Source organism: Patiriisocius hiemis (genome assembly GCF_031846325.1).
Lineage (GTDB): Bacteria > Bacteroidota > Bacteroidia > Flavobacteriales > Flavobacteriaceae > Patiriisocius_A > Patiriisocius_A hiemis.
Genome location: NZ_JAVRHZ010000003.1, coordinates 135,264 through 158,982, shown reverse-complemented (window position 1 = coordinate 158,982; position 23,719 = coordinate 135,264). Strand labels below are relative to the sequence as shown.

At 35.3% G+C, this 23,719-nt stretch carries 19 protein-coding genes; 10 read left to right on the top strand and 9 right to left on the bottom strand.

The window, feature by feature from the left end:
* From RM538_RS07550 to RM538_RS07525, 6 genes are all read left to right on the top strand, one after another.
* Positions 1–1,158, top strand: a complete 1,158-nt coding sequence (locus tag RM538_RS07550) for a 3-hydroxyacyl-CoA dehydrogenase NAD-binding domain-containing protein (protein ID WP_311332861.1) — start codon at positions 1–3, stop codon at positions 1,156–1,158.
* Between the two features lie 77 nt (positions 1,159–1,235).
* On the top strand, positions 1,236–1,643 hold the full coding sequence (locus tag RM538_RS07545) for a PaaI family thioesterase (protein ID WP_311332803.1): 408 nt from the start codon (positions 1,236–1,238) through the stop codon (positions 1,641–1,643).
* A 1-nt stretch (position 1,644) separates the two neighbouring features.
* A complete protein-coding gene (gene pcaF, locus RM538_RS07540; RefSeq protein ID WP_311332802.1) occupies positions 1,645–2,853 on the top strand; it encodes a 3-oxoadipyl-CoA thiolase in 1,209 nt (402 codons plus the stop codon).
* Positions 2,854–3,044: 191 nt separating this feature from the next.
* Positions 3,045–5,579 carry a phenylacetic acid degradation bifunctional protein PaaZ gene (paaZ, locus tag RM538_RS07535; RefSeq protein ID WP_311332801.1) on the top strand — a complete coding sequence of 845 codons (2,535 nt, stop codon included), beginning with the start codon at positions 3,045–3,047 and terminating at the stop codon, positions 5,577–5,579.
* Between the two features lie 15 nt (positions 5,580–5,594).
* Entirely contained in the window at positions 5,595–6,347 is a 753-nt protein-coding gene (locus RM538_RS07530; protein ID WP_311332800.1) for an enoyl-CoA hydratase/isomerase family protein, read from the top strand.
* 3 nt (positions 6,348–6,350) lie between these two features.
* Positions 6,351–6,947, top strand: a complete 597-nt coding sequence (locus RM538_RS07525; RefSeq protein ID WP_311332799.1) for an acyltransferase — start codon at positions 6,351–6,353, stop codon at positions 6,945–6,947.
* Here the strand turns inward: RM538_RS07525 and RM538_RS07520 are convergent.
* Positions 6,944–7,417, bottom strand: a complete 474-nt coding sequence (locus tag RM538_RS07520; RefSeq protein ID WP_311332798.1) for an Lrp/AsnC family transcriptional regulator — start codon at positions 7,415–7,417, stop codon at positions 6,944–6,946. The genes RM538_RS07525 and RM538_RS07520 overlap by 4 nt on opposite strands.
* 167 nt (positions 7,418–7,584) lie before the next feature.
* On the opposite strand from RM538_RS07520, the gene RM538_RS07515 reads away from it, so the two are divergent.
* The 3 genes from RM538_RS07515 (at position 7,585) to RM538_RS07505 (ending at position 12,112) form a co-directional block, all read left to right on the top strand.
* Positions 7,585–8,871, top strand: a complete 1,287-nt coding sequence (locus tag RM538_RS07515; protein WP_311332797.1) for a dihydrolipoamide acetyltransferase family protein — start codon at positions 7,585–7,587, stop codon at positions 8,869–8,871.
* Between the two features lie 121 nt (positions 8,872–8,992).
* Complete coding sequence (locus RM538_RS07510; RefSeq protein ID WP_311332796.1) at positions 8,993–10,045, top strand: branched-chain amino acid aminotransferase; 1,053 nt, start codon at positions 8,993–8,995, stop codon at positions 10,043–10,045.
* Positions 10,046–10,048: 3 nt separating this feature from the next.
* Complete coding sequence (locus tag RM538_RS07505; RefSeq protein WP_311332795.1) at positions 10,049–12,112, top strand: alpha-ketoacid dehydrogenase subunit alpha/beta; 2,064 nt, start codon at positions 10,049–10,051, stop codon at positions 12,110–12,112.
* Positions 12,113–12,166: 54 nt separating this feature from the next.
* On the opposite strand, the gene RM538_RS07500 is transcribed toward RM538_RS07505, so the two are convergent.
* The 4 genes from RM538_RS07500 to RM538_RS07485 all read right to left on the bottom strand — a co-directional run bounded on the left by RM538_RS07500 (position 12,167) and on the right by RM538_RS07485 (position 16,396).
* Entirely contained in the window at positions 12,167–13,261 is a 1,095-nt protein-coding gene (locus tag RM538_RS07500) for a DUF7452 domain-containing protein (protein ID WP_311332794.1), read from the bottom strand.
* 403 nt (positions 13,262–13,664) lie between these two features.
* Positions 13,665–14,219: a DUF4136 domain-containing protein gene (locus RM538_RS07495; protein ID WP_311332793.1), complete on the bottom strand. Its 555-nt coding sequence runs from the start codon at positions 14,217–14,219 to the stop codon at positions 13,665–13,667.
* Positions 14,220–14,230: 11 nt separating this feature from the next.
* Positions 14,231–16,210 carry a urocanate hydratase gene (gene hutU, locus RM538_RS07490; protein ID WP_311332792.1) on the bottom strand — a complete coding sequence of 660 codons (1,980 nt, stop codon included), beginning with the start codon at positions 16,208–16,210 and terminating at the stop codon, positions 14,231–14,233.
* 15 nt (positions 16,211–16,225) lie between these two features.
* A complete protein-coding gene (locus RM538_RS07485; protein WP_311332791.1) occupies positions 16,226–16,396 on the bottom strand; it encodes a C1orf53 family protein in 171 nt (56 codons plus the stop codon).
* 33 nt (positions 16,397–16,429) lie between these two features.
* Between RM538_RS07485 and RM538_RS07480 the strand changes: the two genes are divergently transcribed.
* Positions 16,430–16,756, top strand: a complete 327-nt coding sequence (locus RM538_RS07480; RefSeq protein WP_311332790.1) for a hypothetical protein — start codon at positions 16,430–16,432, stop codon at positions 16,754–16,756.
* Between the two features lie 4 nt (positions 16,757–16,760).
* Here the strand turns inward: RM538_RS07480 and RM538_RS07475 are convergent, their stop codons facing one another.
* From RM538_RS07475 to RM538_RS07460, 4 genes are all read right to left on the bottom strand, one after another.
* Positions 16,761–20,363, bottom strand: coding sequence for a DUF8693 domain-containing protein (locus tag RM538_RS07475; protein ID WP_311332789.1), 3,603 nt, complete (start codon positions 20,361–20,363; stop codon positions 16,761–16,763).
* 55 nt (positions 20,364–20,418) lie between these two features.
* Positions 20,419–21,273 (bottom strand): phage tail-like protein, encoded by an 855-nt coding sequence (locus RM538_RS07470; RefSeq protein WP_311332788.1) that lies wholly within the window; start codon positions 21,271–21,273, stop codon positions 20,419–20,421.
* Positions 21,274–21,307: 34 nt separating this feature from the next.
* Complete coding sequence (locus RM538_RS07465; protein ID WP_311332787.1) at positions 21,308–22,669, bottom strand: phage tail-like protein; 1,362 nt, start codon at positions 22,667–22,669, stop codon at positions 21,308–21,310.
* Positions 22,670–22,744: 75 nt separating this feature from the next.
* Positions 22,745–23,563, bottom strand: coding sequence for a phage tail-like protein (locus RM538_RS07460; RefSeq protein ID WP_311332786.1), 819 nt, complete (start codon positions 23,561–23,563; stop codon positions 22,745–22,747).
* Positions 23,564–23,719: the final 156 nt, after the last annotated feature.

Below are 23,719 nucleotides of genomic sequence, written 5' to 3'. Positions count from 1 at the left end.
ATGAATGTAGGAGTTATTGGCGCAGGTACTATGGGTTCTGGTATTGCACAAGTTGCAGCAACCGCTGGTTGTGTAGTAAAACTATATGATACCAATCAGGATGCACTTGATAAAGCAAAAACTAGTTTAGATAAAATTTTATCGCGATTAATAGAGAAAGGAAGAATTGATGCTCATGAAAAACAAAGGATTCAATCCAATATAAGTTATGTTTCTTCCCTAAAAGATTTGTCTGACAGCAATCTTATTATTGAAGCTATTATCGAGAATCTAGAGATTAAAAAGAAAGTATTTCAGGAATTGGAAGAATATGTCTCTAAAAAATGTATCATTGCTTCAAACACCTCTTCATTATCCATTGCTTCTATTGCAGCATCTTTAAAAAAACCAAAACGCTGTATTGGGATTCACTTTTTTAATCCCGCACCTTTAATGAAACTAGTTGAGGTAATTCCTGCAATACAAACTTCAGAAAAGATACTCGCTAAAACTGTCGAAACTATTAATAACTGGGGTAAAACTGTCGCAGTTGCAAAAGATACACCTGGATTTATTGTAAATAGAGTAGCGCGACCTTTTTATGGAGAAGCACTTCGTATTTATGAAGAAGGCATTGCAGATTTTGCTACAATTGATTGGGCTATGAAATCTTTAGGAGGTTTTAGAATGGGACCTTTTCAATTAATGGATTTTATAGGTAATGATGTTAATTACACAGTTACCGAAACTGTTTTTAAAGCCTTCTATTACGACCCAAGGTACAAGCCAGCGTTTACTCAAAAACGTTTTTCTGAAGCAGGATATTTAGGCAGAAAATCAGGAAAAGGATATTATAACTATGCCGAAGGCGCTACTAATCCTAAACCAATTGAAGATGTAGCCTTAGCACAAAAAATTGTAGACAGAATACTAGTAATGCTCATAAATGAAGCGGCAGATGCTTTATTTTTAAACATAGCTTCGGCTCAAGATATTGATAATGCAATGACAAAGGGAGTTAACTATCCAAAAGGACTATTGGCTTGGGCTGATGAAAAAGGAATTGATTGGTGCGTCTCAAAACTAGACATACTTTATGATGAGTATAGAGAGGACAGATACAGATGCTCTCCATTATTAAGAAGAATGAATAGTGATAATAAAACATTTTTTAATTAATGTCATTCCAAGCGAAGCGTGGGAATCTCTTTGTTTAGATTGCTAAGTTTTTCGTCTTCGCAATAACAAGTAAAATTATGAAAGGAGAACAAATTCCTTATAAAATGTTAAGTCAAGATGCCTACAGTAAATGGTTAGGTATCGAAATATTAGAATCTAAAGTTGGACATGTAAAGGTAGGAATGACTATTAGAAAAGAAATGCTTAATAGTATGGACAAAGCGCATGGGGGCATTAGTTATTCTCTAGCAGATACTGCCTTTGGTTTTACTGCAAACACACATGGTAAGTATGCAGTATCTATTGAAACTAGTATAAACCATATTGAAGCATTAGAAGAAGGAGACTATATTACTGCTGAGGCAATAGTAGATTTACAAAAAACTAAAGTAGGCTTTAACATAGTAGAGGTAAAACGAGACCAAGAATTAGTAGCTTTGTTTAAAGGAGTTGTTTATAGAACACAAAAAGATTGGGAAGAATAATATGAAAAATGCATATATAATAGATGGAGTTAGAACTCCTATAGGAAATTATAAAGGAACATTAAGTGCTGTAAGAACAGATGATTTAGGGGCGCATGTTATCAAAGAAATAGTAAAAAGAAACCCGGGTATTCCCAAAGAAGCATTTGACGATGTTATTATGGGATGTGCAAATCAAGCAGGGGAAGATAATAGAAATGTTGCTAGGATGAGTTTGCTCTTAGCAGGATTACCTTTTACTGTTCCTGGAGAAACAGTAAATCGTTTATGTAGTAGTGGGCTCTCTGCAATTATTCATGCTAATAGAGCAATTAAAGCAGGTGATGGTGATTTGTTTATTTCTGGTGGTGTGGAGAACATGACACGCGGACCCTATGTAATAGCAAAACCCTCTAGTGCTTTTGGAAATGATAGTAAAATGTACGATTCTAGTTTTGGATGGCGATTTGTTAACCCAAAAATGCAAGAAATGTATGGTACAGATGGGATGGGTAATACTGCTGAAAATTTAGTAGAAAAATATAACATATCCCGAGAAGATCAAGACACATTTGCCTATTGGAGCCAAATGAAAGCGACTAAAGCTCAAAAAAATGGTAGATTATCAAAAGAGATAGTTCCTGTTGAGATTCCACAACGAAAAAAAGATCCAATCATTTTTTCACAAGACGAGTTTGTTAAACCTATAACAACTAAAGAAATTTTAGCAAAACTACGCCCAGCTTTTAAAAAGGAAGGCGGTAGTGTTACTGCGGGAAATTCTTCAGGGCTTAATGATGGAGCGGCAGCTACTATTATTGCTAGTGATGATGCAGTTAAGAAATATAATTTAAAGCCATTAGCTAGAATTGTAAGCTCTGCAGTAGTAGGAGTAGAGCCTAGAATTATGGGAATAGGACCGGTACTAGCTTCAAATAAAGCACTTGAAAAAGCTGGTTTAACCATGGAAGATATGGATGTAATTGAGCTAAATGAAGCGTTTGCATCCCAAGCATTGGCTTGTATTAGAGAATGGGGGCTTAACGATGACGATCCAAGAATTAACCCCAACGGAGGTTCTATAGCTATAGGTCACCCTCTTGGAGTTACAGGAGCAAGAATTGCCTATTCTGCAGCCTTAGAGTTACATGAACAAAACAAAAAATATGCGCTTATAACTATGTGTATAGGAGTAGGCCAAGGGTATGCTGCTATCATAGAAAGAGTATAAAGATATTAAATTTTAGACCGCTTTGCTTTTAGAAAAATAGAATCAATGTGAAGCAATGAAATAAGATTGGTGAAGCAATGAAATAAGATTGAAAAATTCTTCATTTCAAACTTGAATCTTTGGTTCGTTTTGTTTCAAGATAAAATGAACGTTGAGAGTATAAAAAAAATATTTAAAATAAGAGTTTAATTATGATAAAGACACAGCATTACATAAAAGGACAATGGATTAATGGTGATGGAGAAGGTACTCCCGTTTTAGATTCTGTAACAGGTGAGCACTTTACAAACGTTACTACTAAGGGGTTAGATGTGCCTTCCATTCTTCAATATGGTAGAGAGAAAGGTAATGTGTTGCGTAAAATGACTTTTCAAGAGCGTGGAAATATGCTCAAGAAACTTGCTTTGTATTTAGTTAAAAGAAAAGATGATTTTTATGAGTTAAGTTACCGTACAGGAGCTACAAAGATTGATAGTTGGATAGATATTGAGGGTGGTTTTGGAAACTTATTTGCAAATGCTTCACTTAGAAAATTATTTCCTAATCAACCATTTCATGTTGAGGGCGACCCAATAGATTTGTCTAGAGGAGGTCGTTTTATGGCACATCACATAATGGTGCCAAGAGAAGGAGTTGCGGTTCATATAAATGCATTTAATTTTCCAGTTTGGGGAATGCTAGAAAAATGTGCGGTAAATTGGATGGCAGGAATGCCAGCGGTAGTATTGCCTGCACCACAAACCGCTTATTTAACAGAGGCTGTTGTAAAAGAGATTATTACTTCAGGAATACTACCAGAAGGAGCGATACAACTTATTAGTGGTACCGAAAAGAGTATTTTAGATACTGTTAACTCTCAAGATGTGGTAACGTTTACAGGTTCAGCTAGTACAGGTAAAATATTAAAGCAACATCCTAGATTAATTGAAGAATCTGTGCCTTTTACAATGGAAGCAGATAGTTTAAATGCCTCTATTTTAGGGGAAGATGCCGTTCCAGGTACTCCAGAATTTAACTTGTTTATCAAAGAAGTTAGAAATGAAATGACTGTTAAATGTGGACAAAAATGTACTGCAATACGTAGAATTATTGTTCCAGAAAAACTTACAGAAGATGTGCAAATTGCTTTAGGTAAAGCACTAGATAAAGTTACGGTAGGTGATCCACGACTTAAGGAGGTTAGAATGGGAGCTTTGGTAAATGCTGCACAAAGAGAAAACGTAAGAGAACAAGTGGCTAAAATTGCCAAGACAGCAGAGATAGTTTACGGAAATCTTGATAGTGTAGAAACTGTGGGAGCAGATGCCCAAAAAGGAGCGTTTATTAAACCAATCTTGCTAAGAGAAGACAATCCGTTAAAGAATGAAGCTGTCCATATTACTGAAGCTTTTGGGCCAGTAAGTACGCTACTGCCCTATAAAAACTTAGACGAAGCGATTGAGCTTTCAAAAATGGGTAAAGGCTCACTTGTAAGTTCTATAGTAACTAATGATGATAAAATTGCAAAGGAATATACTGTTTCAGCGGCTACACACCATGGTAGAATTTTGGTGCTAAACCGTGAAAGCGCTAAACAAAGTACGGGTCATGGTTCGCCGCTTCCTAACTTAATTCATGGAGGACCAGGACGTGCCGGTGGTGGAGAAGAAATGGGAGGAATGCGTGGTGTTAAACACTATTTACAACGTTGTGCCATCCAAGGTTCACCAACTACTTTAACCGAGATTACGGGGATATACCAGCCTAATGCAGAGTATAAGGAAAGTGAAAAACACCCTTTTGCGTACCATTGGGAAGATATTAAGCCCGGAATGTCTCTTAAAACGCATAAGCGAACCTTAACAGATACAGATATCATAAATTTTGCGAACCTTACCTGGGACCACTTTTATGCGCACACAGATATTACATCTTTAGACGGGAGTATTTTTGAAAAGCGTACTGCTCATGGTTATTTTATAATATCTGCTGCAGCTGGATTATTTGTGTACCCCAATAAGGGACCTGTTTCTGCAAATTACGGGTTAGAAGAAATTAGGTTTTTGCGTCCATTGTATCATAACGATACTGTATATGTACGTTTAACCTGTAAACAGAAGGTAGATAGAGATGTAAATTCTGCAGAACACCCAAGTGGTATAGTAAAATGGTTTGTTGAGGTGTTTGATGCTAATTTTGAAAACAGACCTGAAAAAGACAAAACAGATAAGGATACTCCATTGGTTGCAATTGCTACTATCCTGACCATGGTTCAGAAAAAGCAAGAGACGTTTGTGGAGATGACTGAAGAAAAAATTAATAATTGTCTTAGTAAATTAACCGAAGATACTAAGCCGAAATGGGGTGCGATGACCGCACAACAAATGATAGAGCATTTGGAATATACCTATCAAATAGCTTCAGGAAAACTTCAGGATTTTAAAATAGCTACACCAAAAAAAATTCTAGAAAAGGTAAAAAATACACTTTATAATTACGATAAAATGCCACGGGAACATATGTTTCCGTTAGCAAAAGAATCTAAGATTGAAGAGTTAAGGTTTAGTAATTTAGAAGAGGCAATTGAACAATTAAAGAAAACAAGAGAAAATTACATAGAGTTTTTCAAGGAGCATCCCGATGCAACACTCAAAAATGTTGTTTTTGGTGAATTAAATAAATATGAATGGTATTTATTAGAAAGAAAACATTTGAATCATCACTTTGAACAGTTTGGATTATTATAAAAATTAAAAATAAACATGACAGACCCATACGTAAAGCAAAATATTGAAAACGGAATTGCAACAATTGAATTTTTTCACCCTGCACACAATAGTTTACCGGGAGATATATTAGCAAAACTAGCAAATACTATTACAGAAGCCGGAACTAACGACGATGTGAAAGTTATTATCCTCAAGAGTGGGGGCGATAGAACATTCTGTGCTGGAGCAAGCTTTAAAGAATTAATCAATATTAACGATGCCGAAACTGGAAAAGTATTTTTTAGTGGCTTTGCTAATGTCATAAACGCTATGCGTAAATGCCCTAAATTTATCATTGGTAGAATTCAAGGTAAAACTGTAGGGGGAGGTGTAGGAGTTGCTAGTGCTACAGATTATTGCATGGCAACAAAATTTGCAGCTATTAAGTTAAGTGAATTAAATATAGGAATAGGGCCATTTGTAGTAGGTCCCGCAGTAGAGCGAAAATTAGGTTTAAGCGGCATGAGCCAGATTGCTATTGATGCTAATAGTTTTTATGATGCAGAGTGGGCAAGACAAAAAGGACTATATGCTAATGTATATGATTCTACTCAAGAACTTGACGAAGCTGTTAAGTCTTTTGCAGAAAACCTATGTAAATATAATCCAGAAGCTATGAAAGAGATGAAAAAAATTATGTGGTCTGGTACAGAAAACTGGGATGAATTATTAGCAGAAAGAGCTATTATTTCAGGACGCTTGGTTTTAAGTGAGTTTACAAAAGAAACGCTGAAACGGTTTAAATAATTTATGATATACAGTTTCAAAGGACATATCCCTGTAGTACACAAAAGTAGCTTTGTACATCCACTTGCTGCTGTAACTGGTAATGTTATTATTGGTGAAAATTGCTATATAGGACCAGGCGCAGCTATACGTGGTGATTGGGGCGAAATCATTCTCGAAGATGGCGTTAATGTACAAGAAAACTGTACTGTACATATGTTCCCAGGTAAATCTATAACTTTAAAAGAAAGTGCACATGTAGGTCATGGTGCCGTAATCCATGGTGCCAATCTAGGAAAAAACTGTTTAATAGGTATGAATAGCGTTGTTATGGACGGTGCGGAGATAGGAGACGAATGTATAGTTGGTGCAATGTCATTTGTAAAAGCAGAAACATTATTTAAAAGCAGGCAACTTATAGTTGGTAATCCAGCCAAAACAATAAAAGAAGTTAGTGACGAAATGATTGCTTGGAAAACTGCTGGAACAAAACTATATCAACAATTGCCAATGGATTGTTATGAAACTTTAAAAGAAGTAGAACCACTCAGAGAAATACCAAAAAATAGGCCTATTCAAGAAGATTTTTATAAAACACTTCAAGAGATAAAAAGAAGTTAGTTTTCCAAATGGCTTAAGTCAATTTCATTACTTTCTTTACCAGTAGACAATGTAATCATACTTTGTACATTTCCTAGATAAGGTATAAGTGTTAACTTGGTTATTATAAACTGTTCGTAAGATTCAACATCTTTTACTAATAATTTTAAAAGGTAATCAAAAGTTCCACTAATTCTGTGACATGCAACTACCTCAGGAAATTCATTTACCTGCCTAACAAATTTCTCTAAGTAGCTCCTTGTGTGTCCTTGTAATGTAATCGCTACAAATACAGTTTGTTTTAGCCCTAACTTTCTTGGATTTAAGCGAGCTGAGTATCCTTCAATATAACCTTCTCTTTCAAGTTTTTTTATTCTTTCAAAAACAGGTGTAGTAGATAAACCAAGCTCTTGAGACAAGCTTTTAACAGTTCTGTTCGAGTTGCTTTGGAGTGACTTTAAAATGCTAATGTCTATACTGTCTAATTTCATTGTGCTAAATTTCTTTTTATCCTGCTTTTAATTAAAAATTGTAGAACAAAAATACTATTTTATATACTACTTAAGAATAAAATTCTATGTAGATAAATTTAGTTAGTTTTTTTAACCAAATTAGCAGATGAGTTTGTTATTTTGTAAATTATATCAAACTTTATTTAATGAAAGAGACTGAATTTGTAATGCCCAAAATGGGCGAGAGTATCACAGAAGGAACCATCATAAACTGGTTAGTTAATGAAGGTGATAGCTTTGAAGAAGGTGATATTCTGGTTGAGGTTGCTACGGATAAAGTAGATAATGAAGTACCTGCTCCTGCACCAGGAAAAATGATAGCGCACAAGGTATCTGCAAAAGATGTCGTGCCTGTTGGAGATATTATAGCAATCTTAGAACTTTCAGAAGAAATACAGAAAAAGAGCGCCTCTTCAACAAAAAGTAATTCAAGCTCACCAGAAAAAAGAGAAGTTAAAAAGCCAAAAAAGAGCACGTCTCTTACAGCTTCTAAAAATGTAACAGTAAATGATAATCTTTTTATTTCACCATTAGTAGATAGTATTGCTAGAAAGCATCATATTAGTTATGAAGAGCTAGCCCGAATAAAAGGTACCGGCGAAAATGGTAGAATACGTAAAAGCGACGTGACTAATTACATTAAAGAAGGGCGCCCTTTCCAATTTGCTCAACCTATTTCAGAAAATACAGGGTTTATAGTTCCAGACTTAAAATTTGATAAGGGAACTGGTAAGATTGTTGAAATGGATCGTATGCGAGAAATGATTGCAGACCATATGGTCTATAGTAAGCATACTTCTCCACATGTAACAGCATATGTTGAAGCAGACCTTACTAATATGGTACAATGGCGAAATGCAAACAAAGTAGCTTTTCAAGAAAAATTTGAAGAGAAACTAACCTTCACTCCTCTTTTTATTGAAGCTGTTGCAAATGCCATTAAAGAGTTTCCTATGATTAATTCTTCATTAGACGGGAAAAATATAATAGTTAAGGAAGAAATTAATATTGGAATGGCAACAGCTTTACCTAGTGGCAATCTAATTGTTCCTGTTGTTAAGAATGCAGATAAAAAAGAATTACAAGAGCTTGCGGCTACTACAAACTTATTAGTTGGAAAAGCTAGAGATAATAAATTGAAGGGTGACGATACTAAAGGAAGCACGTTTACAATAAGTAATGTTGGAACCTTTGGTAGTTTAATGGGTACTCCTATAATTAATCAACCTGAAGCAGCAATATTAGCAACAGGTATTATTAAAAAAAGAGCTGAAGTTATTGAAAAAGAAGAAGGAGATACGATAGAAATTAGAAGTATGATGTATCTATCTCTTTCATTTGACCATAGAATTGTAGATGGTTATTTAGCTGGTTCTTTCTTACGAAGAATTGCGGATAATATGGAGCAGTTTGATAGGGAAAGAAAAATTTAAATATAGTAATACTGTCATTTTGAACACGAAGTACAAAATGAGAAGTAATCTGTTTAATGATTTTTTTCTTTTTACTTATTATAACACTTCGGGGATTGAAATAACAAACAAATAAAATAGAATGAATTTTAATATAACCACTACCGAAGTACAAACATCTAAAGTTCACTCTTTAGATTTTAATAATATTCCGCTTGGTAGAACCTTTACAGACCATATGTTTATTTGTGATTATCACGATGGGCAATGGAATAACCCAAGAGTACAACCGTTGGATAACATTCCTACTCATCCAGCAGCTATGGCCTTACATTACGGGCAAGCTATTTTTGAAGGTATGAAGGCTACATTGGATCAAGATGGTATACCTATGCTATTTAGACCCCAAAGAAATGCAGCGCGATTAAATTTTAGCGCAGATAGAATGGGGATGCCAACGTTTCCAGAAGACTTGTTTGTTGAAGGTTTAAAAGCATTGGTAAAAGCAGAACGTAAGTGGATTCCACCGCAGGAGGGAAGTGCTTTGTATTTGCGTCCTTTTATGTATGCAGACGAACCTTTTATTGGAATGCGTGCAGCCACTAGTTTTAAATTTATTATTATAGCCTCACCTGCCGGGCCTTTTTTCAGTAATAGAATAAAACTGTATGCTGAAAAAAAGTACATCCGCGCAGCAGAGGGTGGAACAGGAGAAGCAAAAGCTGCTGGAAACTACGCTGCAGCTATTAGACCTACCGAAATTGCTAAAGCAAAAGGCTATGACCAAGTACTTTGGTTAGATGCACATGAGCATAAATATATTCAGGAAGTTGGAACCATGAACATTTTTTTTAAGATTGATGGAGCATTTATAACGCCTAAGAGAGATGGTGCTATCCTTGATGGTATTACAAGGATGAGTGTTATAGACCTTTTAAGGCATAAGGGTTTTGAAGTTACTGAAAAACCTATAACTATTGATGAGGTTAAAGAAGCTTCAGCAAATGGGTCGTTAGAAGAAGCTTTTGGTACCGGAACTGCCGTTGGGATTGCATATATTCATGAAATAGGATGGGGAGAAGAGACTATTCATGTTTCAGACAATAGCCCTGTGGGTCTTGATGTTAACAATACACTCAATGCTATAAAAACAGGAAAAGAAAAAGATATTTTTAATTGGATGGTTAAAATATAATAGATGGAGCGCAAATTATCAAGAGAAGTTTTAGAAAAAGGATTTAAAAACCTAGTGACTGCTAAGGCAATGACAGAGCTTTATGAAGAAAACTTCAAGCTAGTTTCAAAATACGTACATGCTACATCTAGGGGACATGAGGTAATACAAACTGCTATTGGGATGCAATTACTCCCACAAGATTATGCGTTCCCATATTACCGAGACGACTCTATGTTACTGGCTATAGGTATGACTCCCTATGATTTAATGTTACAAGTTCTAGCAAAAAAAGACGACCCTTTTTCTGGTGGAAGAACCTATTATTCGCATCCAAGTTTAAAAGATGACGATAAGCCTAAGATTCCGCATCAAAGTAGTGCTACGGGTATGCAGGCAATACCAGCAACTGGCGTTGCTATGGGTTTTTGGTATAATGAAGTTGAAAAACTTTCTACTCCTTCAAAAGAGGAGGCACCTTTTGTAGTATGTTCGCTTGGTGATGCTTCAGTTACCGAAGGAGAAATTGCCGAAGCCTTCCAGATGGCGGCGTTAAAGCAACTACCTATTTTGTATTTAGTACAAGATAATGGTTGGGATATTTCAGCAAACGAAGAAGAAACAAGAGCACAGAATGCAGCAGAATATGCAGCAGGTTTTCATGGCTTAGAAGCTGTCTCTATAGATGGTACAGATTTCGAAGAAAGTTACACGACCCTACAAAATGTGATAAAAATAATAAGAGAAGAGCGTAGGCCTTTCTTGGTACATGCAAAAGTTCCATTGTTAAATCATCATACTTCTGGAGTGCGAATGGAGTTTTATCGTGATGACTTAGAAGAAGCACGATCTAGAGACCCTTATCCAAAAATGAAGGAATTGCTATTAGATTCTAGTTTTTCTGAAGGTGATATTGAGGCGCTAGAAAAAGAGGCTAAAACAGTAGTTGAAAATCATTTCAAAGAAGCATTAGACGCAGAAGACCCTTCTCCAGAAGATCTATTTACCCATGATTTTGCACCAACAACAATAACCGAAGAAAAAGGAGAACGTTCTCCAGAGGGAGCAGAAAAAGTAGTAATGGTAGATTGTGCATTGTTTGCTATAGAAGAGTTGATGGCAAAGCATAAAGAATGCTTGTTGTATGGTCAAGATGTGGGAGGACGATTAGGAGGTGTTTTTAGAGAGGCTGCCACCTTAGCACAAAAATTTGGTGATAATAGAGTTTTTAATACACCTATTCAAGAGGCATTTATTGTTGGCTCTACAGTCGGGATGAGTGCTGTAGGGTTAAAGCCAATTGTTGAGGTTCAGTTTGCAGATTATATTTGGCCAGGATTAAATCAGTTATTTACAGAAGTAAGTAGAAGTAATTATTTGTCTAATGGAAAATGGCCAGTTAGCATGATTTTACGAGTCCCTATTGGTGCATACGGAAGTGGAGGGCCTTATCACTCGTCTTCTGTAGAAAGTATTGTCACAAATATTAGAGGACTTAAAATAGCTTATCCAAGTAATGGAGCCGATTTAAAAGGTTTGATGAAGGCTGCTTATTATGACCCTAATCCTGTGGTGATTTTTGAACACAAAGGATTGTACTGGAGTAAAGTTAAAGGAACTAAAGGAGCAACCTCCATAGAACCAGCCGAAGATTACGTGTTGCCTTTTGGGAAAGCTTGGGTATTACAAGAAATATGGCCTCAAGAGGAAGAAGAAACGTTGTCTATTATTACCTACGGAATGGGAGTGCATTGGGCTTATAATGCATCTAGAGAACTTGAAATGACTCATAGAATTGAAATTATTGACTTAAGAACATTACATCCATTAGATTATGATACTATGTTTAAATCGGTTAAAAAATGTAAAAAATGCCTAGTAGTTACAGAAGAACCTAGCAATAATGGTTTTTCAAGAGGATTACAGGGTAGCATTCAAGAAGAGTGTTTTCAAGAATTGGACGCACCAGTAATGCTTATTGGTAGTGAGAATATGCCTGCGATTCCATTAAACAGTATCCTAGAAGAAACGATGATTCCTTCTACAGAAAAGGTGAAGAAAAAGATTGAGGAGATTTTAGGGTATTAAAAAAGAGGCACAAAATGCACCTCTTTTTAATGATTAGTTAGTTAATTGAATATTTTAAAGCTTTATAAACTTTGAAGCTTTAACCGCATCTCCAACTTGAACTTTAGCGATGTACGTCCCTGTTGATAATTGAGAAACATCAATGTTCATAATTACATCGTTCCCTTTGTAAGTAGCGATTTCTTGTCCTAATACATTATAGATTGAAATATTAGAGATAGCTTCTTTAGCAGTAATGTTTAATTGATTGTTAGTTGGGTTAGGATACATGCTAAAACCTTCAATTGTATTATCCTCTATTCCTAATACGGGTGAGTCATAAATTGTAATGTCAAACTCTATATCTTGAGGCATTGGGCTTAAATCTTCAGTATAAATTGCCCATTTAGATCCGGTGTACCAAACCCCTAAGGTTTTGTCTAAAATAACATTAGAGCTATCTCCTGTAGCACCCCAGTTATGAGTAAATACTAACACAGCGTCAGGGTTGTTATCAAGTAATGGATGATCTATTTCAGTCCAGTTACCACTAATATTTGCTGCTGTTGCAGTATGAGTAATAGTTATAGCGTCGGTTTCTCCAACACCTACAAAGAAGGCTGAATCTAATGGGATATCTACCAAATCTTCTGTATAAATTTTCCAACGATCATCTGCACTATCATACCAAACACCATAATTATGATTGTTTCTTATACCATTTGGATTATAATAGGTGGTAAGAATGACTTGCGCATCTGGATTTCCATTTAAATTTGGATGATTTAAAATAGAATATATTGGATTGGTATCTTGATTTGCTAAATCTGCAATATGTAAAGTAATGTCTGTACTTTGTCCTATAAATATATTATAAGATGACCCATCTAGCATTGATGCACCGCTTTCATTATAAACACCCCACCTATTTTGAGAATTGCTATAAAAAACTCCAGTTATATTGTCATTATAAACACCAGTACTTCCAGGAGGATTCCAGTTATGTGAAACAATTAGCTGCGCAGTAGGGTTATTATTTAATAATGGATGGTCAATAAAACTGGCATCAGCAGAAATGTTTGCTGGTGTTGCGGTATGGACAAACATATTGTCCTGAGCGAAAATAATTGTTGTAAACAACAATAAAAAAAATGTAAAAATTGGTTTCATAATTACGTAGTATTTAGTTAATAATAAATTATTTAATATTTGATAAAATTAGAGTTTAACTGTTTGTTTGTCAGTAGTTAAAACTCCTTTTATGTTAGGGTGTTTAAACCCTTTTTAATGATATAAGTACTTATAGGTGTAAAATTAATGGAAAGTCAAACTGCAGATTATTAGCATTGTAACAAGTTGTATAACTAATGTAACAAAATCGTGAATGTTGGTAATTTGAATGTTTTAAATTATGTAACATTCCTGTGTGTAAAACCTTTAATTTGATTAGGTTTTATTTTTAAGACTTTTGGAAGAAATGATGATATCTTAAAAATGAAAAGTAAAGGATAAAATTATGAAAGTGTTGGGGTATTAATTAAAAAAAAGCCACTAAATAGTGGCTTTTTTGAGGTTACTTTTCCATAGCTCCGGGAGGAAATTTCATTAAAATTTCTTGTACAATTTCTTTTATGCGTTGTTCTTTTTTGTCAATATTACCAGAGGTAATTAAGTTTGCGGTACCTATACCTTGCCATACTAGTTGATTTGTTTTGGCATCTATTAGGTCTATAAATAGCGAACCTTCTGTTCTTTGGCTAACTGATGTGCCCCAATTAGCACCTCCCCACCACCATGGGTTCCAGCCAAATCCCCAGCCGCCACCCCAGCCAAAGTTGTTTTGATACACATTTACACGCTCTTTCTCTTTAGTAAAAATGCTTACAAGTAAGTTGGGAGTTTCAGATTTATTCATTCCTTTTGCAGCTAATTCTGCATCAATAGCTCTAAGTATTCTTCGTTTGTCAAGATCGCTAATTGCTGCTTTATCTATACCTGGTTTGTAGAAGGCATAAGTTTGATATAAATCAAAATTCACTTCTCTATCATAATCTGTAGCTACGCGAACAGGACTACATGAAACTATTGCTAGAAGAAGTACTAATGGTAAAAATCGAAGTGCTTTCATAGTATAATTTTTTAAAATAAAGAATCGTCAACAAAGTTAGGTAGTGTTACTTTAAGGCTTGGATTGTTTTCCATCGCTCTTTTTATAGCAAATACCGCTTCATTGTTTCTTGCCCAGCTACGTCTCGCTATTCCGTTATTTACATCCCAGAAAAGCATAGATTCTAGACGTCGTTGTGCATCCTTACTACCATCAAGAACCATACCGAAACCACCATTAATAACCTCGCCCCAACCAACTCCACCGCCATTATGTATGCTTACCCAGGTTGCACCTCTAAAGCTATCTCCAATTACATTATGTATTGCCATGTCTGCTGTAAAACGGCTTCCGTCATAAATATTTGATGTTTCTCTGTATGGAGAATCTGTTCCTGAGACATCATGATGATCTCTTCCTAAGATAACTGAGCCTAATTTTCCTTCAGAAATTGCTTTGTTAAAAGCCGCTGCAATTTTTATTCTTCCTTCTGCATCAGCATATAAAATCCTAGCTTGAGAGCCTACAACCAATTTGTTTTCTTGAGCTCCTTTAATCCATTGAATATTATCTGCCATTTGTTGTTTAATCTCTTCAGGAGAATTTTTCATTAAATCTTCTAAAACTTTTGTTGCTATGGCATCGGTTTTTGCTAAATCTTCAGTATTTCCAGAAGCACAAACCCATCTAAAGGGGCCAAACCCATAATCAAAACACATAGGACCCATTATGTCTTGTACATAGGATGGGTATTTAAATTCTCTATTTTTTTCTTCAGAAAGTATATCAGCTCCAGCTCTAGATGCTTCTAATAAAAATGCATTTCCGTAATCAAAAAAGTAAGTTCCTTTTGCAGTATGTTTATTTATGGCTGCAGTATGTCTTCGTAAGCTTTCTTGAACTTTTTCTTTAAATAATGATGGGTTGTTGGCCATCATATCATTAGCTTCTTCATAACTCATACCTGCAGGATAGTAGCCTCCAGCCCAAGGGTTGTGTAGAGATGTCTGGTCACTACCAAGATCAATTTTAATATCTTCTTCTGCAAAATGTTCCCAAACGTCTACTATGTTCCCGTCATAAGCTATAGAAACAGTCTCTTTGTTTTCAACTGCTTGGGACACTCTTTTAGCGAGCAATCTAACGTCACTAATTACTTCGTCTACCCAGCCTTGACTGTGTCTTGTATGCGTAGCTTTTTTATTTACTTCTCCACATACTGTTACGCAACCAGCAATATTTCCTGCTTTGGGTTGCGCTCCGCTCATCCCTCCTAATCCTGAAGTTACAAAAAGACCACCTTTTGGAGATTTTTTAATTTTTCTAAAACCGTTTAAAACTGTAATGGTAGTCCCATGAACAATCCCCTGTGGACCAATATACATATAACTTCCGGCTGTCATCTGTCCATATTGTGTAACCCCAAGAGCATTAAATTTTTCCCAATCGTCTGGTTGAGAGTAATTAGGAATCATCATTCCATTTGTTACAACAACTCTAGGAGCATCTTTATGAGATGGAAATAAGCCAAGAGGATGACCAGAGTACATTACAAGAGTTTGTTCTTCAGTCATCTCTGAGAGGTATTGCATTACCAATCTATATTGTGCCCAGTTTTGAAAAACAGCTCCATTACCACCATATGTAATAAGTTCATGAGGGTGTTGTGCCACAGCATGATCAAGATTATTTTGAATCATTAGCATAATAGCCTTGGCTTGTTCACATTTACCAGGATATTGATCTATAGGTCTTGCATAAATCTTATGTTCTGGCATAAAGCGATACATGTAGATTCTGCCAAATTTTTCTAATTCTTCTTTAAACTCTGGTAGAAGGGTAGCATGATGTTTAGGTTTAAAATAGCGTAAAGCATTCCTAAGTGCTAGTTCTTTTTCATTTTCAGCAAGTATTTCCTTTCTTTTTGGAGCATGATTAACCGTTGGGTCATAGGGTTTTGGTGCTGGCAAGTTATCTGTAATTCCTGCTACTATCTCTTCTTTAAAAGTCATTTTTAGTGAAAAATTTTATGTGTTCTTTTTTTTTGGCTTATTAAATCCATAAGGGCAATGTCTACACCCACTTTCACAACAATAGCCTCTTTTTAAGTGATATTGCTCTGTAAAGCATTTGTATCCTTCTGGAGTTAAATAATAGTCTCCGTCTTCAATTTCTATTTTTTTCTTAGGAAAAAGCATATTACAAAAATACCAATTTATTACCTTGTGGTTATGATTGTTTTGGTAAATAGACTTTTTCTTAGGAAAGGCTTTAACGGAATTACGCTTTGGCCTTTTATAGTGGTGCGCTTAAAAGAATTGGTAAATGATAAAGTATTCATGAATCATGAAAAAATACACCTTAGACAACAAATTGAAATGTTAGTACTCCCTTTTTATCTTTGGTACGGTATAGAGTTTATAATCCGACTAATTCAATATAAAAACAGAAATCTTGCGTATAGAAATATAAGTTTTGAGCGTGAAGCTTATGGAAATGAAAAAGACCTTTGTTATCTAAAACAAAGGTCTTTTTGGAAATTTATTAGGTTTATTTAGGGGGCTACTTTTTAATTATTCTTTTTGTAAAACTAGTACCATTTTCAGCATTAACCTTTACTAGATACATTGAGTTTTCTAATCCTTGAAGATTTATAGTTTGTTCTGTTTTAGTACTAATACCATCAACATTTTTAACTAGTCTACCTTGTATATCATACACTTGAATAGACTTAATAGCCTCTCTAGTATTGATTGTTATATAGTCATTAGCTGGATTAGGGAAAACAGCAATTAACTCTTCAAGGTTTTGCTCTTGTGTTCCTAAAACAGTTTGACCTTTGAAAAGGATAGTAAACCTATCATTAAAGATACCTTTGGTACTTTTAAATTCATAATCTTGATCGCTAAGATTTACCGTTGTTCCATTATAATTATCTCTTAATAAAACAACTTCTCTATCTATATTGTTTCCTTTAATTGAATTAATACTAATAGTATAGGTATATTCTTCATCAATTTGACTTGCGAAACCTAACGGTATCTCCATCGAATCATTAAAAGGTTCTATAGTTTGTATACCATAAGCATTAGCAGTATCAGAAGTTCCATCTAGTGTGAATAATGATACTATAGTAGCTATACTTTTTGAGTCGTATCCAGGGTCATACTCGCTTGTAGCTTTAGGGTTAAAAGCTAGCACAGCATTACCACCTACATAATCTCTAGCATCTGTTACTCGTAATCCAATTTGATCAATCAAGTTCTCATCTTCTGTTCTAAGAGTATTATTTTCACTCGTTACTCTCATAGTGTTGTTAAATACAATTGGTGTATTATCTGTTACTATAACAATAAATCCTTGGGCACTTGCAATGTTTCCACCTGGTGCCGTAGTACCGCTACCATCATTTCCAGCTGCAGTTCCAGCAGAAATGTTTCTACGTGAAATATCTTCCATGCTATAATTAAGTGTGTAAGCTCCCGGAAGACTTCCATTAGGAGTTGTAATATGTTCCCAGAAATAAATTTCATTAACAGAAGGATTCTGTTCTAAAAACTCTACTACTGAGATAGCCGATGGATATGGATTGGCAATCATATTTAACGTCCCGCCTGGGTTATTAGTCGCACCGTTATAAGTAACTGGTATACTAAAATCACCATTGTTTAATGTTCCTTGTGAGAAAGTTATGTCATAACTAGAAGCAGGTTGTGTTTCGTCATTTTCTGGTCTTAATAAATATGCACTACCTTCATTTATTGGTCCAGAAGGGTAATTTATCCAGTTGTCTCTATTATCATCTGCAAAGTTAATTCCAAACGCTACAGGTACATTATCATCTGGTATAAAGTTTTCTGGGTGTGACTCCATTACTCTGTAATCTGAAATAAATAAATTTTGTCTAGTTTCATTATCCATAGGACTCCCTATAAGCATAAAGTCTTTAGGGTTAAGAACTGGTGTGGTCACTTCAACATTAATGATACCAGAACCTCCTTTTGTTACAACTGCATCTTCATCTACTTGTATAAGACTACCTTGATGCTCAATTATTAGAGTACCATTTACTGTGATATCACCTTTAATTCTAAGGTATGTGTCTGCAGGGACAGTTAAGGTAACACCATTTGCAATAACCAAATCACATCCTTCAATATTAGAAGAAGTTACTGTGTAATCTGAATTTATAATTACTTGATTATTTAATGAGTCTGGAAAATCATTCCAAGAGCCATTATATGTTGATGTAGATAAACAAGGAATATTTATTGAAACATTATCAATAGCTAAGTCTGAAGAAAAGTTAGTTCCAGTTGTACCTATAAATCTAAGTTTAATGTCTCCAGAATATGCTGAAAGGTCTAAACTTACAGATTTCCAATCATCTTCTGAAGGTGTTGATGTTGTATAGATGTTGTTCCAAATACCTTCAACTTCACTAACTTCAACTGCAATAGTACCAATATTATCGCCAAAAGTATGGTAGTCAAAATTAAAGAAAACACCAGGTAAGTCTCCTATAGAAATACAAGGGCTTTCTAATATTGCGGTTGCGTTAGCTCCAATTTCTCCAGTTGTACCATTAGAAGAGGCTTCAATATATAGATAATCTGTACCATCATTTGCTGCACTAGGTCCTGTTGTTGTTGAAGGTGTCGTATCGGAGTTGATTAACCAGTTTCCGTCATCTCCAGATGCTTGTATCCATAGTCCAATGTTTCCTTCAAAACTTTCGTTGTAAGGAAATTCACTAACTGTATTACTACATACTACAGAAAAATCATCTAATACTCTGATATTGTCTATTGCCATATCACTTAATGCTCCATTACCAGTTGTTGCATCAAATCTAAACTTAACTGTTTCACCAGCGTATTGAGAAATATTTATAATTTCATTAGTAAACCACTGATTTCCTTGATTTCCACTTTCACTCCATAATTGAACCCATCCATTTCCGTCGTTTGAGTTCGCCATTAGGCTTAAAGTACCCATATTGGCTCCAAACATATGATAGTCAAAAACAATAGAAGCATCAGGGCTATTTGTTGGTATCATAAAACATGGTGATCCTATTACTGCTCTATTGTTAAAGTTTTGGCTTCCAATATCAGAAGACTCTACAAATGCATACAAATCTCCCTCGCTAGGCCCTGCTGGACCTGTGTTTGCATCTGGTGTGCTAAATCTTGTTCTTATCCACGAATTATCATTGTTACATGTTTCTTCTTTCTCCCAAGTTTGAGTTTCAAAATCCATTGTATATGGGAAAGTGTCTACTGTTTGTCTACAGAAAAAACCTGTGTTGCCTTCACCACTATCGTACATACATTGTAGTACATCAATAGGTTCTATAAAGTTTGCTACTGCTGCAGTATTATCTCCAACATCATAAACAAGACCAGGGCTAGTTTCTCCAGGTGATAATACTTGTACAAATGCAGTACGCCCACTATTTCCTCTAGATTGACATCTATTGTCTCCTCCAACTCGTTTAGCTCCTTGTAGCGCTGCCATTAATCTATCGCCAAGAGTACCATCTGCACTAAGGAAAGCTTCTTGCATATCATAAAGAATGTCATCTCGTCCACCATTAGTAGAAGTATCAAGTATGTTTCCTTGAATTGAAATAGTAAAATTTGCATCATCATATTGAATATCATTAGCATAATTTCCATTACTACTACCTGTATGACCTGCAGCACCTGCATTGAATGGTTTGGCGCCAACAACACCGTATTGTCTTGAAGCTGACCCTCCATCTGCTGCGACAGTTGCATCAATAATTTCTTGTGGAGTGTCACCAGCTAACATTCTATTTCTGGCAATAGTTTGAGTTGATGCGTTATAGGCTGCTTGTGAATGTATTGCGCCAACTATATTGTCAGAATTATTAGTTCCATCTGTTATAAGATCACTTAAAAAATCTATTCCACCACTATAAGACACACAGCTACAACCAGCTCCTCCAACTTGACCTGTGTTTTTATCATAAACTACAATAGAAAAAGTGTCCCCTTCATGGTCTCTAGATGTATCTGAGTAGGCGGGAACATTTTGTTCTCCACCTGTTGTTTTTGGTTGTAAGAGAATAAAGCTAAGTACTATTAGAATTGGTAATGTTAATAATAGTTTTTTTACGGGGGGAAAAGATAATTTCATATTAGGTTAAGTTTTGGGGTGTAGTTATTTAACAAATAAGTATTTTTTTTAAGTTTTAAAGTTGTTGTAATAATGTAATAGTTAAATATGCGTCTTGAGCATTGTCTGTTAAACCATCGTTACCGTTGTATGGTCCAGAACAGATACCAAAAAAGGCATAGCCTGTAGCAGCTCCTCCACATATTCCAGAAACATTTAAGCTATTTGGGTCAACATTTTCATGATCCCATAGTCGGGCACGTACTCTAATGTTGTATGTGTCTCCTTCATTTAAATTAACAAGGTGAGTCATTGTAGCTTGTCTTCCTAGAGCTTGAAAAGCACTAGTTGGCGCTCGTTTAGTATTAGAAGTGACAGTAGTCTCATCTACTTTGGTACCATCAATTTCTAAAATATAAGAACCATGTACGGTACCTTCAAAATTTGTGTTTGACATATTTGCTGCTGCAATATATCCCGTAACATGTATTTCGTAAACTCCAGTATAAGGAGCTGTAAATGTTTGATCTAAACCAGGAATAGTATATGTAGTTGTCGTGTTTGCTGCACGTACTGTTTCAGTTTGTTCATATTGAACAGTAAACCCTTCATTAAACATTTTTTCCCATCGAGAACTGTCCCAAAAGTAGAAACCTGGCGATACTTTGTCTAAACCACTCCCAAGACTAGAAGTATTATATACCCATAGACCTTCAGTAGGAGATGAAATAGTAGTATTATCATTTCTAGATTGCAATAACACTTTAGGAATCATAAGCCCTTTATCTTCACTTTTTAGTTGGAATGTAGCTCCGTCATCAATTGTAACATCTCCTGTAAGGGATGATGAACCTACCACAACTTGAGCATTAACACAATTTGAAATTGTGAAAGCCATAATAAGTATTATAATAGAAGTATATTTTTTCATGACGATATATGTTTAAATGAGGGTGTTAATTATTTTAAAGTTGTTTAATTAGGCTTATAGTCATTGTGCCTCGCTGTGCGTCGTTTACACTATTTCCAGAATATGCACTAGTGTTTCTACCAAAAGATCCAGTACCTACATTGTTAGTAAGCCATTCTCTTCCTCGAACAGCGAACCTATAAGTTGTTCCTGCAGTTAAGTCTATATTGTATATAATGGTAGCACTCTGCGCTAGATTATTTACTGTAGTACTTCCTAATCTCTTAGACGCGGTAGTAAGGTATGTTTCTTTTACTGTTGTAAATGACGCAGCGCCAGGACTGTTAGTTACACTAATATTATCTATGGCAATATCTGCCTGCCATGTTGACCCAGTTACTCTATTAAATCTTAATTGAACAGAACCACCAGCATATCCAGATAAATCAATGCTTTCTGAATACCATGAGTTTCCTTGATTTCCAGTACGAGACCAAATCGAAGTCCAAGAACCTCCATTGTCAGTACTAATTTCTAAATCAAAAGTTCCCATATCTGCTGCTCCATACATGTGATAGTCAAAATTAAATGAAGCAGATGAGAGAGCAGTTAAATCAAAACAAGGTGAATTTAAGATAGCTTGCATATTTGGGTATCCTGTACCATTACCTGAAGCTTCCACATACCTGTAAAAAGTTCCATCAGATGCACCAGATGGCCCGGTACTACCACTAGTTGTTCCACCAGAATTTTGAATCCAATCTAGATCATCTGCACCAGATTGTGTCCATGCTCCTAATCCAGATTCAAAGCTTTCGCTATAAGGGAAAGCAGAAATACCTCCTGCACAACCTCCACCACCTCCACCACTAGGAATGGTTGCCATAGCTAGACTAATAGAACCTTGCGAAGCTCCATCTCCAGAAGTACTAATAAGATCTCCTGCTGAGTAATATCCTTCTACTCGAATTTGATAGGTGCCACTAAATGGTGCTGTTATATTACCTGAGTCAAGACCAGGGAGTACAACATAAGTAGTATTACTTGTACTTGCAGTAACTGCAGCAGTCTGGTCATAAGAAAGTGAATATCCTTGGTTGTAAAAACGACGCCATCTTGTATCATTAAAATAATAAAAGCCTGGTACAACTTCATTTCCTGGAGTTCCCGCTGTAGCGGTATTATATATCAATAATCCTGTTGTTGGGGAAGGTGTGATTGTTGAAGTGTCGTCTGTACCTGTAAGTGCTATTTTGGTCATTAAAAAACCTTTATCTGTACTAGTAATATCTAGTGCAGAAGATGCTTCAGGTGTTGTTGTGTTAACACCCACTTGAGCAGTAGCATTAAACGTTCCTAATAGAGCTAAAAAGCTTATTAGAATTATTTTTTTTGAAATGTGTATTGTTGGTGTCATAGCTTGCTATATTATTTTCAACGAAACGATAATTTTTTATTGATTAATGAGTCTTCAGTAATTTCTTTAAGTGTATTACTGTTGCTTTAAAAGCACGATAGAAATAGAGCCACGATGCGCATCATTAACCCCACTTGCACCTGGATAACCACTTGTGTCTTTTCCAAATACACCGAGACCTACATTGTTTCGAGACCATTCTCTTCCTGTAACATTAAAACGATATGTTTGTAGAACATCTAGATCTACTGTATAAACAATAGATGTGTTTTGTGGTAAACCATTCATTGTAGTAGCGTTGACTCGTTTTGAAGTTGAGGTTACATATTTTTCTTTTACGTTAACTGGAAGTCCAACCCCAGTAGTCATATTTAGGCTAATAGATGCTTGACCTACTCCATCTGAGGCGGTAGAAGAAAGATCGCCACATGCATATGTAGTTTCAACCTTAATTTGGTAAGTGCCAGAATATGGAACATTTATAAAGCCAGTATCAAGACCTGATATTTGGGTATATATGAAATTAAGAGAACTTGCTGTAGTTTCAGATGTTTGGTCGTATTTTATACCATATCCTCTATTGTAAAAACGTAGCCATTGTGATCCTCCCCAATAATAAAAACCTGGAGTAACCTGGACTGCTAATGCTCCTGCGATATCGGTATTGTAAACTAAAAGACCTATGGTTGCAGGACTTATTGTTGTAGTGTCATCTGTACCTGTTAGCTCAACTCGTGGTATAAGCATACCTTTATCTGGGCTAAAAACATCTAATAATGCTCCATTAGCAGGACTTGTTGTGTTGATTCCAACCTGAGCCTCTGTTTCTAAAATAAATGAGAATAATAGAGCAGTAAATAAAACTACAGTATTAAATTTGTAGGTAGGGGACATAACTTTGATTTTTTGATTTGGGATGGTAAATATACACGATAAACGATTAAATATCAAATAATTCGATAAAATGCAATTAATTTTATGATATGTACGAAAAATATTACTAATTGGTTTTGTTTATTTTAATTTAAGATAATTTTAAGAACTCTAATG